Genomic DNA, 18,494 nt, shown 5'->3' on the forward strand with positions numbered 1-18,494 from the left:
TCAACGATGGTTAAGCGGCCATTCGGCAATCTGCATTCCCGACAAGGTCGCAAATGCTTATTCCAGCTCAAACCAGGGGGCACGTCTGCCTAACGATAAAGTACGATTGAGGGATCACGGGGAGCTTCAGTTGTTTTTTTATGAAAAATTTGACAACTTGCGAAGAAGATATCACTTCGGACGATTAGTCGAGATTACCTTGATTCAACTATTGTAATGAATCTATCGGCCAACGGTATCGGTACACGATCAATATTTCCAGACGGCCACTCGATCGAAAGCTCATAGGATTTTCCTTCTACCACAGGAAATATGATCTCTCGCGAATTGGATGCGTGGTACCCGTCTCCTGAAGTGACTTGCTGGGCAATCTGCTTGCCGTCGTTGTGCAACGTAACGATTGCCCCGATGGCATCTCGATTCGATTGTGTACCAACCAAGCGAATCGTGAGAGATGTGTCCTTGGTTTCCGAATAGTTCGTGAGCAACGAATAAGGATCCCGCAAGTGACCTACTACCAAGTCCATTTTTCCGTCGCGATTCCAATCCAACTTGACTGCCGCCCGGCCCAGTAGTTCCTCGCTAAAGTATTCTCCAACCCCCTGCAGCAATTGGAATCTCTTGTTGGATTGAAAGCTCATGAGTTGTGGTGGCATCCGGTACGGTTTACCAAAGTCTGATAAGTCGTCAACGTGCCCATTTGCGACAAATAATTCTGGAATGCCATCCAAGTTCGCATCTAGAAATTGAGCACCAAACCCGAGAGCGTCGTACGAAAGAGGTTCTAAGCCGCTTGTCTTTGTCCGATCAGCGTAAAGCCCTTCTCCTAAAGATTGATACAGCGTATTGGATTCTGCTAGGAAATTAGTCACTACAAAATCAAGATGCCCATCGCCATTGAGGTCGTGTACGGCAATTCCCATGGATCCCTCAGCCTTTCCGTTTTCATTGAAGGCGACGCCGCTATAGATCGCGGTGTCTTCCACCGTAAAAGTACTGTCAGCATTTCGATTAAAATTCAGTAGGAAATTGGGTTCGACATCGTTGGTAACAAACATCTGCAAACCGTTCGTTGTACCGCTGCGAAAAGCGACAGCACCCAAACCACGTCCGCGCGGCAAAAAGTTCTCGGACTGCTGTACAAATCCTCCTTGCCCATCGTTCAACCACAAGTAATCCTGCTCGGACTCAAAATCGGTCGGTTTGCACTGCACGACCTTTCCGTCCAACAAGCAAGTCCTAGTAAAAATGTCGGGCCCCGCAACGTAGTTGACATCATAAAGATCAGGGAAACCATCATTGTTTACATCTGCGACGAGACAGCTGGTCGTCCATGCCTTACCATACAAACCCGCCTCCTCAGTGACATCGTGAAACGTACCGTCCCCCCCATTGAGAAGTAGTCGATTTCCATCCGTCTGCGCGATGTAAATATCGGGGAAGCCATCATCGTTTACGTCACCAATCCCTATTCCTTGACCAAATCCGTCCACAGAGAGTGGCAAGGGTATAGGTGTGGAGAAAGTCCGCCCTTGCTCATTGCGGTACAGTAGATCCCTATAAGCTGGCTCGATAGTGCTTTCCGGTGGCCATGGTCTACCCTGAGAAAAAACTAGGTCTGGCCAACCGTCGAGATCATAGTCCAAGACGCCAATCCCTCCCCCAGTCAGTTCAAACATCAAATGGCGAATCGGTCCATCCGTCCCATCGTGAAAAACAAACTGAATTCCCCGTTCTTTCGCTTCATCCACAAATTGAATGGGCGGAGCTGTCTCCGTTTTTTTCTCTTCCGAGGGTGCGTCCATGGATCTAGCAAAGATCCACTCAGGGGGTTCGTATGTTTTCCAATCAAACTTACTCAATGGTGAAAGAGAATCGGCAACCATTACGAAGGGTTCGTTCAATAGAGCTGCGTCAAACGCCTCCAGCTCTCCAATTAGATCTTGTGACTGCGGGGCTAACTGTATTCCGAGTTGGCACCAGCCGTACGCTTCCCAAAGTCTCCCGCAGCGTGCATAAGCTTCTACGAGCATAAGTAAATCTTCCAAAGCTCGTGGCGTTTGCGTGAACAAGACTCGATCCTGTACCTCCCAAAGTTTTTGGATCCTAATCAAATAGTTGGAAAAAGTCGAAGCAGCAGCTACATTACCAGTTTGGGCTAACAAAGTAGCAAGCCGACTGATGGCAACTCGTGAGTCAGGCCTTCGTTTAAATGCTTCCACATAACATCCTATGGCGGCTTTCCAATCAGATGCCCTTTCCAGATACTGTCCCTGAAGCAACCAAACGGCAGCATGTTCGCGCAATCGCCGTTGAGATTCACGTGGCAAAGATTCCCAGAGGGCCTGGACCTTATCCCAGCGGTCTTGTTTCGCGAAAAGTCGCAATTGTAGACTCAATGCTGGAACGCAGTTCGGTTCTAAAGCCAAAGCTTTCTCAATAAAACCTTGAGAATTTGTTTCCTCGTTTGCGTCAAATGCATAAGTCGCTAACGCAGCCCATGGCAAAGGATCGTTAGGGAATTGCGATGCAGATCGTCTGAGGTAGGCTTCATTTTGGATCGCGCCGCTCTCACGTGCCAAAAGCATCAGAGTGTCGCCAGCTGCTCTTAGCTTGACCAGCCGAAGAATGTAGGGAATAGCTTCGTCACGTCGAGCGCATGTCCCCAAAAGCGTGATAAAACTCAGGCAACCGGCAGCATTCTCTGGATTAACCTCAAGTAGCCTTCTAAAGGCAATCTCGGCATTGCTTATGTCCCCGAGAGCTTGATAGGCTTCCCCTCGCATGTGCCATGCCATCTCCTTGATCGGATTCGCGAACCCTGGGTCATCGAGATTCAACTCGTCTAGATAGAGAAGGGCTTGGGCATGACGGCCCTGCTGGATGGCAAACTGTGCGGCTACGGCTACCGCCTCGGGCAAAGACGAATCGATCCGCCATGCCTGCCAAGCCCCCTTTTCGCCTTTATCGAGTAGCCCTAGGGCACCTTGTTGCACGGCATCATCAAATAACTGTCTTGCCCGCCAATGCTGTAGCATTTTCGAGCCAACCCAGATCACCAGAATGGCCGACAGCAGACCTAGCGTCAGCAGACTTGTTCTTCGAATTCGTGTATGGACTCGTTCTTGATTCTTTCGGTTCAATTGTGACATGAGCTTACGGTTGCCCCTCAACACACATTATCTCCGTGTTGATGCCATCGACAAGGTGTTCGCTAATTCGCCCACTGGGCCACTGGATGGTAAGCTTATTGATGCTGTCTACTGAGCCGAGCCCGAATTGAATGACCCGTTCGTTACTGCATTGATAACCATCTCCCGCCGTTAATTGCTTGGTCCACTCTCCTGCATCTGTCACCACCGTAACAATAGCCCCGATGGGAATTCGAGGAGACTCCGTACCGATCATCCGAACATTCAAGTAGCGTCCTGCATTTTGGGTACGATTCGACACGAGCATTGATGGCTCAAGTATATTCGAAACCACAAAGTCAACCAAACCGTCGCGATTCCAATCCAGCTTAGCCAACGCTCTACTTAAGTGTTTGGTTGTAAAGAAACTGCCGATCTCCTCACCCGGCACGACACTAAGTCTGCCTCTACCGTTGTTCCGATAGAATTGGGGGAGCATGGCATACTCGCCGCCTCTATCTCGGTAGTCATCGACATGTCCATTGACGACGACAACGTCAGGATTGCCATCGCGATCCGCATCGAGGAACTGGGTACCCCAGCCTACATACGGATAGCTGGCCGTTTGCATGCCAGCTGCCAAAGTCGAATCGGTGAACAATCCTGTAGAATCCTGAAGATAAACAGAGTTCGCCTCATTGGAAAAGTTGGTCACAAGCAAATCAAGGCTGCCACTGTTATCAAGATCGTCCGCCGCGATTCCCATGCAAGCCATTGACAATCCATCCATGTTCAGTGCAAGACCCCGAAGGAGAGCCTCATCCTCCAATGCAAACTTGCCATCACTTGTTTTCGAAGGAACAAGCAGGAAGTTGGGAACCTGATCATTTGCAATAAACAAGCTGTTCGTCTGCTCACCCTCGAGCCTCATGGCTAACACACCGAGACTCTTGCTCGCCTGGGGCGGCCCATCGCAGTTTTCGACGAATTCAAAGCTGCCATCCCCTTTGTTGAGCCAGCATCGGTTCACAGCACCAGAAAAATTGCTCGGAGAGCAGCCCTTGCCATTGCAAATCAGTGTGTAAATCTGCTCTCCTTCTAGGTAGTTCAGTTCGAAAATGTCTGGCAGAGAATCGCCATTAAGATCGACTATCACGGCACTGGTGGTCCAACTGTCCTGCGCTTCGAGAAGGCTCGCAGTCTCGTCTCGAAATGTACCGTCTCCATTGTTCATATACAAACGGCTGCGACCAATGACACCGACAAAGATATCGTCAAAACCGTCATTGTCTAAATCCCCAACGGTAACTCCTTGGCTGTAATCTAGCACCAAGATCCCAGAGAGTGCGGAACACTCTTTATACGATTGCCCCTGCATATTTCGGAACAGCGTGTCATGGTGCTTTGGGTCAGAAGTTGGATTCGCTTCGCCGCTGATCCATGGGCTACCCTGCGTGAAATAAAGATCGGGCCAACCATCGTTGTCAAAATCGAGGACGGCGACACCGCCTCCCGTCTGCTCAAACATTCTTACACCAGGAGTGGCCGGGTCATCGCCATTTTGATAAATGAAATCCAAACCGATCTTATCCTCTTGCTCGAATCGCACCAAGGATTGGTTTTCTTTCCCTTCTTGCACGGCTCGATTTACATCGGCCCACTTCATGGCTTTGAGAGGATCATTTTGCGCCTTGGCGGCGTACCGATTGACTGCGGATTGAACCGATTGAGATGTTTCTGCCGTCCGGACGTTGCGTTCAAGAAACGGCTTGGCGCGTTGGATCATGTCCATGGTCCATGTTGACTCGCCGTGTAGCCCCCTGCTTGTGACCGCCCAAGCCCACGCTTCACGGAACCGACCTAGCTTGGTACATGCATCAGACACCTTCTGCATCGGGATGGGTGACTGCCCGTTTGTCCCCAGAATCAAGTCTAACTGTTGGCTTGTTTCTGCTTGTAGCTTCGCTCGTTCGATAACCTCCTTAGCATTCTCGTCACCGAGTTTGGTTAACACCTGGCCTAACTGATACAAAGCAAGCCTATACTCGGGTACGATGGCGATGGCTTTGGAGTAGCAGATCGCGGCTATCTCAAGCTCTCCCTCTATCCGAGCCTGCTGGCCGCGAATGAACCATACGCTTGGGGATTTTTCTAGTGAGGCGGGCAACGCGCGATTCCAAGCCTCGAGGGCTGGCGCATCTCCCATTTGGTATATTGCTTCGCCCAGCATTTCAAAAACTGCGTTCGGTGCCGAGGAGTTCTTCGCGAGCGATTCCAGGATGGGTCTGGCAGTTTGAGGGTCGCCATCCACCATGAAATGATGCGTTCTAGCCAGCCTCACCACGAGATCGTTGGGTTGAGACTTGAAACTTTCTGCGACTAATTCCCTTTGCTCTATGGGACGCTCAATGTCCGTAAGAACAGACAGGGTTTGCAAATCCCAGCGTTGCAACTCCACTAACTTCATAAGGTGTGGCACCGACTCCCAGCGTTGACCACTTATGCCCAACAGAAACGCAACCCTCTCGCGGCTCTCTGCTTGATTAGGGTTGATTGTCAGCACATTCAAATAGCATGCGAGGGACTCTTGCCAGCGGGACTGAACGCGAAAAATCTCAGCCAAAGCGTATTGCGCAATAGGGAAAATCTCCGGGTGCGAAGAGGAAATCTCTTCATAAAATTTAATCGCTTGGTCGAGATCCCCCAGCTTAGTGAGGGCTTCTCCTGCTACAAGACAGGCCCGCGAACGAAGCTCAGAGGTTGATTCAATGAGAGACACAAACTTTACGGAGTCTTCGAATCGACCTGCAGCTAGCGACTCTTCAGCAGCTCTGAGGTAAGTCTCAGGTGTGTAGAATGAATCCTCGGGAGGTGGGAGGAAAAAGATGAGTACACCCAGTACGACAACCGCAAGAGCAGCAGATGTTACCACAAGTTTCGGCCACCGCGCACTTGTCTGTCCGTCAGAGAGTTTTGCCATCTGCACGATACCGGTTTAGCCTATATCCCTAGCTGGAACGCTACCTTTCCTTGGATTGAAATGGCGATCGTTCCCGTTTGCTCAAATGCATAATGCAGCATTGGCCAAGCTATTGTGCCTGGCCAATACTCACTCAAAACCTGCCTAGTTACAGCTCGATGTTGATTTCGTTTACTCCGCCAACCACATTCTTGGTTAGAGGCGTGGTGTCAGCTTTCATGTATTTCTCCGGTAGCAGAGATGAAGCAGATTTTTGTTGCCCTCCACGAGGGCCAGAGTGAGCGGGAGCGCCCGACGGACCGGCTCCTGTGGGATCATGGGCAGGCATGGATGGTGTAGAGGACGCAGCCTCGTTCATTTTATAAACCATGACCTTGTATAAACCCGCTGCCGCACCGTCTCCGGAGTCGTAAGTCGTCAAGGTATAGACACCCTGTCCGTCTGTGATACCCATCGCAGCCGGTGTACCGCTTTCTTGAGGAGAAAATGTGACTGTTGCCGATGCAACCGGCGATCCGTTGTAAGTGACTTTTCCGCTGACCTTGTGAGTCTGGACTCGTCCTTCCTTGGAATTGCATCCAGTTAGTAAAAAACCGATCATCAAAAAACTTAAAGCTAGACGAGCCATAATACCCTCTACTGAATTAAACGAGAAAACAACCGAGCTGGAACGCTTAGCAAACCTACTTGTTACCTGACAGCTATACGAACCCAGCATGAATTTGTTCGAGAAATGCGGTCATAACGCCGCCGCATTTATCCTAACATTAAAGCGTTGGGCAGCAACTCCATCGCGAACTATTGGCACGCCGATTATCCGCTGAATTTTCCAACATGCTCAAATAAAAAAGGCAAGAGCCACTTTCGACTCCTGCCTATTGAAAGAGACCTGGACTCAGAAGAGCCTACGTCAATCCTTGTTAAGTGCCTTCGGGGTTAGCAATATCGCCACCGCGAATGGATCCCATCGCACCCCAAACGCCATAACGGGTTGGCCCCATTCCTTGACCTGGAGCGTCAGCGGGAGGCAATGTGGTGTTTCCTGTATCAACGCCTTCGCCAATAAAGCGAACCGCACCGTCTCCGAAGACTGCGTTGACGCCGCCAGTGTGTCGGCTCATTGGCTCGTAAACTCCGTCCTCACCATCCCAGCCACCCTGAGTGCAGCTAGCGCGGTTTGGTCCAAGAATGGTTGTGTGACCCGTAAATGCTGGTGCACCATCGGTCCAGCGGCGGCCACCCCAAGCACCAACATCTCCTTGATAGACACGGTTAATGATGCGAGCTGGGCTCGCACAGTCGGCAGGATTGTCGTTGCGGAAAAATGCACCAATGTTAACAAGCGTTCCACCATCCAACACTCGTCGAGAACCGTCCTGCGCGATCGTTCGCTCGGACATTGCAATGCTGTTGCTCAATCCGTCCGTGAACGATCGGAAAGCAATCTGAGTGCCTCCCACCGGAGTCACACATGTGAACGCTCCCCGGAGCCCACGACCGCCATTGCCTGCCCACTGGTTATGATCCCATGTGGTATCGCCACGAGAGAACATGTAGTTGGTGGTCGAAACTTCGTTTGTTTGAAATCGACCAACGTCACTAGGGCACTGCAAAGTTGGAATTCGAGTGCGGAAGGGGATAAATCCCCCATCCCAAGGTACCAAACCTGGCCCACCGCCGCCGATGGCCTGTGCTTGTGCGGCAGAAATTTGCTCAAACAAAGCGCCTTGTTCGACAAAAGGCAGCAAAGCTACGTGACCGCTAAACCGCCGCCAGCTAACGTTTAGTGGTGGATCTGGCCAGCTGCAACCATACGGGAGCACTCTAAAAGCACTCTCGTAATTGTGTAGTGCCAAGCCCAGCTGCTTGAGATTGTTCGAGCACTGCATACGACGAGCAGCTTCTCGAGCAGCCTGGACCGCTGGAAGCAAAAGACCAACCAAAATACCGATAATCGCGATAACGACGAGCAACTCAACCAAAGTGAAACCCTGACGTTTCAGACTTTTTAAGTGCTTCATGAGGAAAACTCCTGACAAGAAAAGTTGGAATCAAAAAAGACGACGATACGGGCCTATAACCGATATTATCGCATCGGCGAAGACATTGTCAACCCGTTTGGGGGGAGTATCGGCCATTAAGTATCACCTAGATTCCTTTAAATGCACGATAGCTGATTCTTTCAAGGTAAACTCATCCGCTTTGCCGCTGGGCCACACGACCCGAACCTTCTGGCTGCCAGGAGGAGCAAAAATCTGCCGGGGAACAGCCGATGACAAATAGCTACCGCCCCCATACATCTCCCGATACCCTAAGACCTCTCCCAATCCCCCCAGGTACTCTAGCTTTCCTCCTGCACCGTTGCGGTTCGACTGAACACCAATGAGCTCAATTCGGCTAGCCTTAGGTGTCCATGTTTTGTTGATTAAGATCTGCGGACGGGCTAGTTGGTGCGAAACGACTAGATCCTCTAATCCGTCCTGGTTGAGATCGATTGCAACAACACCCCTCCCCAGCCACTCTTTTTCAAAGTATTCGCCGGCGAATTTTGTGACGTCTTGAAACTGGCCATTACCCAAATTTCGGAGCAGCAGCGGACGCATCGCGAACGGCTCGCCTCGTTCCGCCCATGTTCGATCCTCGACATGCCCGTTCGTGACAAACAAGTCCAACCAACCGTCTTGGTCGAAATCGACAAAAACGGTTCCCCAACCTAGAACGCTTTTGCTAGGGCTAGCGATGCCTGTACTGCGTGTTACATCCGCGAACCTCAGATCTCCTTGGTTCTTGTAGATCGTGTTCGTGTCCCCGTAGAAATTCGTTAGGTGGAGATCCATGGTGCCATTGTTATCGAAGTCACCAGCCGCAATCCCCATGCTGGCTTGAGCGTAACCAGAACGGCTCAAGGCCGCACCTGCATCGAAAGCATGATCTTCCAGAGCAATGCTTCCAGAATCGGAGATAGCGATCTTAAATAGAAAATTGGCTTGTCCGTCATTCGCAACGTAGATTTCCGGTGTTCCATCCCGATCCAAGTCGCTGATGAGGACCCCTAAGCCCTTTCCTTCCAGACCAGCCAAACCGCATTGGTTGGTCACATCTTTCGCACCGCCAGCTCCATCGTTCAAAAAGATTCGATCATCTACGCCACGATATTTCGACGGGGGGCACTGCTCCCTGCCGGATGGACTCCTAGGATTCGAGCACAATAGTGGGTCGGTGATCGAGTCCGCTAAGTAATTCACTACATACAGATCCAGATTGCCATCAAGGTTAAGATCTGCCATCGCGCAGCTTGTGCTCCATTCAGGCACCCGAACCCCCATCTCGTCTGTTCTTTCACTAAACGTTCCATCGCCATTATTCCTATAGAAGCCGTTTGGCCCCAAGGCTGTGATATAGATGTCATCGAAGCCGTCATTGTCCCAGTCCCCTACAGCAATCCCCTGGCAATACCCATCTTTGACCAATCCGCTAGCTACTGTTCGATCTACAAACTTCAGCTCACCTCGATGTTGGTACAACACGCATGTTGGATTACGCGAATCCGCTTCTTCGGGTAGTTTACACCCACCCATAAAGACCAAATCTACCAAGCCATCGCGATCATAATCCAATGCGCCAACGCCACCACCGGTCGACTCGAAAATGCGGCACTGGCCTCGCATGTCGTCTTCTCTGACAAAGTCTATCCCGCTATCCTTGAGTTCTTCAAAACGAATGGCTGAATCGGCTTTGAGATCCAGAGCTTCTTGAGCAGACCGCGTTTCTGATCTTCTAGCGGAATTACTCAGCTCTATTCTCTCTAATTCGCTCGCGTGATTCTCATTCTCGTCCCCTTGAAGGTTAGTGGAATTCGCGTCTTCTTTTTGTCCTTGTCGATCTATCGGTGTGTGCTCACAGCCGGTGCAAAACATATTCATCAGCAAGCAGCAAATCGACAGGCAAAACAATGGCTGCGAACCCGATTCCCGTCGATAAGTGCTCCAGAGTGGGGAAGTGCTCCAAAGTGGGGGCTTGTCAATCACATTCATCTCTCAATTGATGGTTTAATGACAGGTTGACTTCTTATTCGATCGGCATGAAACTCAAATACACGGGCTGCATCCTTCATTTCGACAGACTGGCACTGCTTCGCCAAATCAAGACAGGCTGCCTCGGCATCGGTTTGCACGCTGCCAAGATTTACTCGGATTTTGGCAAGCACTCCAGACCTTCTTAAAGCTTCCTTGTGGTTCACCGAATCCCTGAGCTTCTCGTAAGCCATCGCCACCCCCATTTGTGCGGGAGCGTTGGCCGGATCGACCTCTAATACACTTTTGAAGTAGCGAAGAGCATCGTCCCACTGCTCGCGGAACAAAGAGACCTCTCCTCTCATCCGAGTTAGAAGCCACGGTTCCGAAGATTCAAAACTGGGGAGTTTGTCTACTAGGTCGCTCGCTTCTTGCATGCGATCCGATTCGACAAATGCCTCGGCTAAGGCGGATGCAAGCCAAAGATCCTCGTTTCCTGTGCCGTAATACTTTTTCAAGCTGAGGATCGCATCATCGAACTCGCCAGCAAAGGTTTGATACCGTGCAGCGGCGACTTGCAAGACAACATTAGTCGGCTCTTTCTCCAACAATTTTGCAAGTCTTGTTCGCCCCGCAGGCGAATTCAGTATTAGTAGATTTGGGAAGAAGAGTTGCTTCGAATCCAGCGGGTCGGCTAGACCTATAGCATGCTGCTCTTCTAAGACTTTCTTTCTGTCCTCTTGGCGAACTTGTACCGAAAGCAGATACGTGAGCCATTTGAATCCATCGAGAACTTGTGCAGGGTCAAGAAATTCTGACTCTCTCGCCGCATCCAAGAAACTTCTAAGTTGTTGCTCCGCCTGCGTTGCGTAATTGAGCTTTATTAACGCAACTCCTTGCTCAAGTCTCGCCGTCATTCCTAAACGCGGCACATCGGTAGCAACCTGGGCGAAATATCGAACTGCTTTTTCGTACTGCTCCGCCGATACCGCCAGGCCGCCCGCAGCCAGCAACACTTCGGGCAGGCTGGGATTTTCCACTCCATGACTTTCCTTAAGCCATGCTAACGCTTGATCCGCATCCTCCTGAGCGAGGTCTAATTCGGGTGACGCTGGACGGGTATCACGTGCCAAGTACCCTACCTCCGGCTTCCCAGTCAGAGGTACTGAACGGGTTGCAGCATACCATAGGATGGCAACGCCACTCACAATTGCCACCAACGCCAACAATGCCAGCGGAATGCGTGGCATATTGTTCCAATTCACCGAAACCGACGATTTGCCATCGAAATCTGGGAGCACAGTTGATCACTAGGTTGGAGGGAAGGGAGGATGAGGCCGCATTCAATCGGAAAGCGACTACTTACTCAAGCAATCAAGATTGATATTGTAGCCCAACCTGCTGTCCCGTGCAGCAACCCACTTTTACTTTGGGGACAAAATTCAATGCCCTTCTAATCGTTTTTCAACCTTGAAAACCTGCCACTTATCTTGGCCTGTCTGCGCGCCGAGCGGATTTAAACCTGCTGTCTCCGCCAAGGTGTCAGAATATGGACTGATCACCACGTATCCGATTCCCAAATCGGAAAGCTCGGCGACAACTCGCTCGCTAAGACCCTCACCTCCAATCCTCCGAGCTAAACTTAACTGCTCCTCAGGAAAGAAACCCGAGTAGCCGTTCACCAGTGGCATGCCAGCCTGCAGACTTTGTAGCATCCACTCGGTTACGACTTCGTAATCACGAACCGCTCCCCCTTCGTGCAATGGTAAAATCAACACGCCGGACCGTGGTTCATTTTTCAAGCTGCTCACCCAGCCCGAACGCAATTCTTCAATCGCAGGGGCAACCCCTAACCTTGTAACTCCAGGCCAAGGATCGAGCATGCTCAACAACCCGAACGCCATGGCCATCCATCGTATGGTTTTGCGTCCAGCCTTAACAAGCGTGTCGATTCCTATCGCGCTCAAAAGAACAATGGCCATCTGTACAAAGTACGCAAATCGATACGCACTACGCACCTGCGAGAACCCTGGTACATAGCCAACCAATCCGCCCCAGGGAGACCAATTCCCTAGAGAAAGATGGTTTCCAAGTGAGAACAGAAAACTAACAGCTCCCAAAACCAGCAGAAAAAAAATCGCGAATCGATTGGCTTTACGGAAGAAGCATACAATCATGGCGACCAGCGCGAGAACTGTCGAAAGTCCTCCCGCACCAATTGGCCAATTTACCTGTGGTGCCCATCCCTTTCCCAAAATCCAATTCGAAAAGGAGTATCCATAGGTGAACGCGTATTGTGAGGGCCAGACTGACAACTGATCGACCAGATCGGCCTCTCGTTCAAAACCGTGTATCTTCCCAACCATATGATGCCGCCAAAGCATGGGGCCAATCAGCAGACCTGCGACAATCGCGTTCACCAAGCATGCTGAGCCGATTCTCTGCACCGCCTCTTTATTTCGGACTTGCCATAACACTAAGCAGGCTAATCCCAAAATGAAAAGAACCGATGCGAACAGTCCATGGTGAACACTCATGGCAAAAGTGCAAACCCAAGCCGCGCTGAGTTCCAATCCTTCCCGAACTCCCATTCGGATACTTTCGCGAGGCTCACCTGCCTCTATTTGCCCCCACCGCAGCAGAATATCCCATCCCCAAATCACTCCCCAGACGGGTATCAATTGTGAAACTCCTAGCTGCCAATGCACCATAGGCAGCAGAACCATACCCCCACCACCAAGCAATGCCACGGAAGCTGAAATCCCCTGATTTCTTAGCAGACGATTGGTAAACCAACCGTTCAGGGTCAGCGACACAAGCACATATATGTTGTAAGCCAATACTGATGAGCCCGTCAGCCACACCAACGGCGCTAGCATAGCCACTATCGGCTGGGCCTCCGACATGGCGAAACTATCTTGAACTGGAAAAAAGATCGGTGCGTCCCAGTATCCATTCGACCAGTAGAACTTACCCCTCTCGACGCACTGGACATTCCATTCCAGGGTCCAAAGATTGAATAAGGGAACTGTTCTGCATGACTCAGTGCCTAGCGGTAGACGGGACTTCAGCGACGCCAACAAGGGCCATGTTGATACACAAGCAAGTACAAAATAAAGCAAAAGGCTAATGCGACTCATGGAGACACAGGCTCGAGCGCCGATTCCAACTTGACCGCTGGAAAAAGAATCTTGTCAGGTTTTACGAGCCCCGGCTTGGCATAACGCAAATGAATCATCACCATGGTTTTATGCCGCTTTTGGTTTGTATCTGGAGAGATCCTTAGCTCGGATAGCTGATCGTGTGTCCATCCGATCGCAATAACTTCTCCTTGTCCAAACGGATAACGCGTCGCAACCATTTCTAACATCTTGCCTAGATACAAGCCATCAGTCAGCTCGCTCGAGGTCCATTTGTTACCGTTGCCCAAGATGAGATCTGGCTTGGAAAGTGTCGGGTTCAATTCCCACTGTGAGAACCATCTATCCACGGTTTTGGGAGTTTCGAGTTTGCAGGCTACTTCTCCACCTGCTTCCAAATCGCCAATCCAGCCTCTCAGGAATTGGCCACCATCGCTTGCACCGATTACCCCTACGTCATATAGATCGAGCTTACTTTGGTTGCTCAGCGTCAGGTTTCCCAACTCTTCGTCGATCTCTACATCAAAACTTCCTTCGAGATCCAGCATCTCTTCCGACGATAGCAGACCGGTTGTGTTCGATAAAACGGGCGCTTTGATCAATCCCACACCACCGTCCCCCGCAAAAGTGTAGTCGTATCCATCCACGCTCAAGCGTCGCTTAGCACCGGTACTATCGGAGGACAACGGAAGCGGAGTGACAACCCCAGTATCGTCTGGATAGCGGGCTTGGTAGTTCGTGGTTAGTGAAGTGTACAAAGCCAAGTAGTTCGATAGAACTCCTCGAGAATAACCTGCATGGCATTGCAAAAAACCGTACGAGGTCTGACTCCTAGAAAATCCGACATCCAACTGAACGCTTCGAGCGACGATGAATGCTCCCACGACAGCGATAATGGGTGCCATAATCCACGCCAGTTCCACACGGCCCGCGAGTCGGAAAACGGCCCAGTTGATCGGTACTAAAACGATGAGATAGCCTGCTAATAGCCACACGATCGTTTTGACTTTGGGGACCGTAATTCCGGACGACTCTTGCAGACTCGCTTTGGCGCTGTTTAATACAGCGGACTCCGCATTCCAGCCACCGAGTCCCGTTTTCTTCCCCTCAGGAAATTGACTCACAATTCGTTCTGGCAGCGAGGAATCTCCAGATATATTCCCTCCGGCTCCCCTGGACTCACCGAGTTTATGCGATGTTGAAAGATCTAAATCTCTAGCCCAAAGTCTCAAGCGTGTGCTGTGCATTGGATTGAGTTCCGTGCCCTGCAACGAGCCAGCGTACAAGGTGTCAAAAAGGGGAGTGTATTCCTCAGTCGTCAAACGATTGTTCGGGTTCAACGGGATCTCTTCTTTCGATTTAACTACCGTCCTGGATGGCATGCGAAAGACGGCATTGTGAACAAGCGAAGAATAAGAGGGCCAACGCTGAAAGCTAGGGTCGTTCATGGGAAAGGTCGTCATCACCACTCGACCTTGACCAACGAACTGCTCGGCAACAAGCCCTTCTAAATTGTCCATCCACCTCGCGCCCTCCCGCAATCGACCTTGGATCTTGGGAATAGCCCGCGCGGGCGTGAAGAGGGTGTCGTTGTCATCTTCCATGCGTGGAATCGTCCAGAAGCGGTTCAATTGCTCAGTATCAGCCTCTGACCATGAACCAGACTTAGCGTCCATCAGTGGGGTGTATGGTCTCAGAAAGCTCGACTCGACCCGATCCAGCCCCTCGATCCCGTTGATGATGATCGTTCCTCCAAAATGAAGCCAATCCAATACCGCTTGTTGCTGGTCGATCCCCAACAATGCAGGAGAACCGTCATTGATCATCAAATGCGAGATCGATGTCATCGCATATAGCCTGCTCGGAAACAACGTAGCGAGATCATCGTCTTTCAAATCCAAAATTCTGTGGGGCGTGATCCTCTCTTCCGGAGCTCGAATCTGTGACGACCATGTCGCACTATCCAAGGCTTTTAAATAAGAATGACGTGCAGGATCGCTACACAAGGTGACAACACAATACTGATATCCATACAAAAGTCGTAAAGGATTGTTCTCCTGCAAAAGTGGTGTACCAAATCCTTTGGCCGAATACTGCAGCCTCAACAACGCCGGCGTCGTATCCCTCGAGAAGTCCATGGAGTCCTGGTAGGAATTGAGAGAGATGTCAGGCTGGAGGACTAGAAGAGAAACATTCTTCTGTTGGCCACGTGCAAGCGACACCGTTCGCTCAAATCGAATCGGTGCCGTTCCAGCCGTCAACGGTACTTCTTTTTCTTGTCGGTCTATTGGTGCAAGGGAAACGACCAATGATTCGTCTTGTTGATTGGCGGTAAGTCTCGCGTTCGCTTGATACCAATGGCCAGGTTTTACGTAGCTGACGACCACCGCTGATTCGCTAGGAATGGTCGCGGTTCGATCCGAGACGATCCGCTGCTTCTGTCTGGCTTCCTCCGCATCTTTAGCTAGGTCCGCCTGCGAGGTTGGTTTCTCTTCTCGGCATCCCACCGGGAAAAACAAAAGACAGGCAAAGAGAAAAGTTTCCAGAATGCCGCGTGATTTCACCTTAGGCTCCCAAACAGAACGGATGTCAGTTACCCTGGATTCTATACGAACCAGTTCGAATGCGATACCATGATAGAGGTTGCGGGTCGCGATACGTGAACGCAACAATGTTCATGGTTGTCCCTAGAAACTACGGCGAAACTTATCTAGCTTGTCACCTGGATCTGATAAAAATACCCCCAGTCATACCCTGCATCAAACGATGGGTGAGCAGATGCGTGCAGAGGAGTTGTCTCTTCGCGCTACCATTCCGCCGGCCCAAGTCCCAGGATACAAGCTCGAAAGACTGCTCGGGCAGGGAGCCTTTGGCCAGGTCTGGATTGGAACAAACCTCAACACGGGACGCACCGTTGCTGTCAAATTCTACCTTCACCGTGGAGGGGTGAATTGGTCTCTGCTGTCGCGTGAAGTTAAGAATCTTGTCAGTATGTCTGGCAATCGACTTATTGTACAAGTGCTCGAGGTTGGCTGGGACTCGGAACCGCCCTATTACGTCATGGAGTATCTCGAGAACGGGTCCCTAGAGGATCTGATTCGCAAGCGGGGACAGATTCCCCTCGCCGAAGCGGTGGCGCTCTTTGTGGACATTGCCCGCGGACTAAATCATTCCCATGGAAAAGGGGTGCTTCACTGCGACTTGAAGCCGGCCAACGTTTTGCTCGATCCGGACCTGCACCCTAGACTAGCCGATTTTGGACAAAGCCGACTCACCGACGAGCAAACGCCATCGTTAGGGACCCTCTTCTACATGGCCCCCGAACAAGCGGACTTGAATGCATCTCCCGACGCACGCTGGGACGTTTACGCACTCGGGGCGATCCTGTATTGCATGTTGGTCGGTACGCCGCCCTACCGAAATCCTGATACCGTTACTACTCTGGACACTGCGACCAGTCTGGAAGAACGACTCAAGCGATATCGTGACACCATCTTCAAGTCGCACTTCCCAAGAGCTCACTACCGTGTCCCCGGAATGGATCGTTGGCTCTCCGGACTAATCGATCGTTGCCTAGCCAAAAAACCTGAGGATCGATTCCAAAACGTTCAGCAGGTTATTGAGGCTGTTGAGAGAAGAAACCTTGCGAAACTCAACCTCCCTTTAAAGCTGCTAGGAATTGTTGGTCCCATTTTGCTCTTGATGGTCATGGCGATTTTCTTCTGGAGGGGCGTCGGTGTTGCCGAGCGGGAATCCTCGGCTGAGCTGAAGGAGATGGTGATGCAGAATAATTTGTTCGCTGCTCGACTAGGGGCCCGAACGATGGAAAAGGAAATCGAATCCCTCTTTGAATCCGTTGAGGAAGAAGCAATTCGACCGGATTTACACAAACAGGTTCAGGATTTTCTCAATGAAGCGGGGGGGGATTACCTGAAGAGCCTTTCCGAAAATGCGAGCGAGAGAGAACGCTCGCGATTGGGGGAACTCGAACAGCAGAACGTTTTAGAGGCCTTTCTTGAAAATCGATTCCGAGAACTATCTAAGAATTCTGCGGCGCGATCTCAAACGCCTAGGTTCGATAGTTTATTTTTAACAGACCATCTAGGTACCATGATTGCTTGGGCTAGTTCTGACGAGTTCGCCACGACTAGGGTGGGATCAAATTTTTCGTATCGAGACTACTTTAATGGTCAGGCGGATAGCGGTCCGGCGAATGAACTGCTTGAAAGCCATACCCCTATCATCCATACTCACTTGAGTACGCCATTTCTTTCAACCACAACAAACCGCTGGAAGGTCGCCGTATCGACTCCTGTATGGTCAGAGTCCGAGATCCCAAACGACGGCCTTGAGAGTGTCACGCAAGCTGCGCAGATTATTGGTGTACTCGTACTCACCATTCAATTAGGAGATTTGGACCTACTCCCCCGCGATATGCCGAAGGGCAGGGACAGTTCTGCCGAGGAACAAAACCGACTTGCTGTCTTGGTGGATGGACATTCCAGCTCCAAAAATCAAGATTCGGAAGGAACGATTTTGCAGCATGTTGGCTTCGCAAAGATGTCGTGGAACAATATGGTTGAGCCGGATAAAGCCTATCGCATTGACAAAGATACCCTTCAAGTGCTCAAGCAAGGTGGAACGGCACTCTATCAGGATCCGCTCGCTCAACATCCCGATTGCTCGGAATTTTCAGGAAATTGGATTGCTGCTATGGCTCGCGTCGAGATTCCGAACAAACAGTTGCCCCGTGATCAACTGCTGGACAACTCTAGTCTCTGGGTACTCGTACAAGCTCGCAGCGATTCGGTCACGGCACCGGTTGCTCGAATGGCGAATCAGATGATCCGCGAGGGGATTATCGCTACCCTCATCCTTGTCGTCCTCATCTTTTCACTATGGGGAATCGTCGTCTGGGGGATGCGACTACCTGAGAACTTTCGAGCGGCCATTCGCTCACAGGGTTTAAGCAGCGATCGAACCAACGCCGTCGACGATATCACGATTGATGCGAATCGATAAATCACCACCTCTCGAACAGCAATTCTGACGCTGGGGGCAAGTCTAACGGTTATACCGACCCTAGGGGAGCTTTTCTTTCCTCCTTGCTACCGGTTCGTTTCCCCGCACTCTTTTTACGTGCAAGACTCTCTGCGGACCGCTTAATTTCCAGTTGGACGAAAACGGCGTTCACTCTTTCGGTAAACCCTTCCAAATTACAAGTCCTCCA

General features: G+C 50.9%; 9 protein-coding genes. 1 reads left to right on the plus strand and 8 read right to left on the minus strand.

Annotated features, from left to right (window positions below; all coding sequences use genetic code 11):
- Nucleotides 1-194 precede the first annotated feature (194 nt).
- The 8 genes from SH449x_RS21855 to SH449x_RS21890 form a co-directional block, all read right to left on the minus strand.
- On the minus strand, nt 195-3,152 hold the full coding sequence (locus SH449x_RS21855; RefSeq protein ID WP_482378204.1) for a CRTAC1 family protein: 2,958 nt from the start codon (nt 3,150-3,152) through the stop codon (nt 195-197).
- A gap of 4 nt (nt 3,153-3,156) precedes the next feature.
- Nucleotides 3,157-6,111 carry an FG-GAP-like repeat-containing protein gene (locus SH449x_RS21860; RefSeq protein WP_482378205.1) on the minus strand — a complete coding sequence of 985 codons (2,955 nt, stop codon included), beginning with the start codon at nt 6,109-6,111 and terminating at the stop codon, nt 3,157-3,159.
- 148 nt (nt 6,112-6,259) lie between these two features.
- Nucleotides 6,260-6,739 carry a carboxypeptidase-like regulatory domain-containing protein gene (locus SH449x_RS21865; RefSeq protein ID WP_482378206.1) on the minus strand — a complete coding sequence of 160 codons (480 nt, stop codon included), beginning with the start codon at nt 6,737-6,739 and terminating at the stop codon, nt 6,260-6,262.
- Nucleotides 6,740-7,031: 292 nt separating this feature from the next.
- Nucleotides 7,032-8,132, minus strand: a complete 1,101-nt coding sequence (locus SH449x_RS21870) for a DUF1559 family PulG-like putative transporter (protein WP_482378207.1) — start codon at nt 8,130-8,132, stop codon at nt 7,032-7,034.
- A gap of 123 nt (nt 8,133-8,255) precedes the next feature.
- Complete coding sequence (locus tag SH449x_RS21875; RefSeq protein WP_482378208.1) at nt 8,256-10,034, minus strand: CRTAC1 family protein; 1,779 nt, start codon at nt 10,032-10,034, stop codon at nt 8,256-8,258.
- Nucleotides 10,035-10,141: 107 nt separating this feature from the next.
- Nucleotides 10,142-11,425 (minus strand): tetratricopeptide repeat protein, encoded by a 1,284-nt coding sequence (locus tag SH449x_RS21880; RefSeq protein ID WP_482378209.1) that lies wholly within the window; start codon nt 11,423-11,425, stop codon nt 10,142-10,144.
- Nucleotides 11,426-11,566: 141 nt separating this feature from the next.
- A complete protein-coding gene (locus SH449x_RS21885) occupies nt 11,567-13,264 on the minus strand; it encodes a hypothetical protein (RefSeq protein ID WP_482378210.1) in 1,698 nt (565 codons plus the stop codon).
- Nucleotides 13,261-15,936 (minus strand): hypothetical protein, encoded by a 2,676-nt coding sequence (locus tag SH449x_RS21890; protein WP_482378211.1) that lies wholly within the window; start codon nt 15,934-15,936, stop codon nt 13,261-13,263. Before SH449x_RS21890 ends, SH449x_RS21885 begins: the two co-directional genes overlap by 4 nt.
- A 94-nt stretch (nt 15,937-16,030) precedes the next feature.
- On the opposite strand from SH449x_RS21890, the gene SH449x_RS21895 reads away from it, so the two are divergent.
- A complete protein-coding gene (locus tag SH449x_RS21895; protein ID WP_482378212.1) occupies nt 16,031-18,286 on the plus strand; it encodes a protein kinase domain-containing protein in 2,256 nt (751 codons plus the stop codon).
- The last annotated feature ends 208 nt before the right edge of the window (nt 18,287-18,494 follow it).

The sequence above is a fragment of the Brakhagea baltica genome (assembly GCF_052161605.1).
Taxonomy (GTDB): Bacteria; Planctomycetota; Planctomycetia; order Pirellulales; family Pirellulaceae; genus JBKCUI01.

Excerpts from the sequence above, each read along its gene's own strand:
- SH449x_RS21870 (WP_482378207.1), bottom strand. The coding sequence starts at position 8,132 with ATGAAGCACTTAAAAAGTCTGAAACGTCAGGGTTTCACTTTGGTTGAG.
- SH449x_RS21895 (WP_482378212.1), top strand. The coding sequence starts at position 16,031 with ATGGGTGAGCAGATGCGTGCAGAGGAGTTGTCTCTTCGCGCTACCATT.
- SH449x_RS21865 (WP_482378206.1), bottom strand. The coding sequence starts at position 6,739 with ATGGCTCGTCTAGCTTTAAGTTTTTTGATGATCGGTTTTTTACTAACT.
- SH449x_RS21855 (WP_482378204.1), bottom strand. The coding sequence starts at position 3,152 with ATGTCACAATTGAACCGAAAGAATCAAGAACGAGTCCATACACGAATT.
- SH449x_RS21860 (WP_482378205.1), bottom strand. The coding sequence starts at position 6,111 with ATGGCAAAACTCTCTGACGGACAGACAAGTGCGCGGTGGCCGAAACTT.
- SH449x_RS21875 (WP_482378208.1), bottom strand. The coding sequence starts at position 10,034 with ATGAATATGTTTTGCACCGGCTGTGAGCACACACCGATAGATCGACAA.
- SH449x_RS21885 (WP_482378210.1), bottom strand. The coding sequence starts at position 13,264 with ATGAGTCGCATTAGCCTTTTGCTTTATTTTGTACTTGCTTGTGTATCA.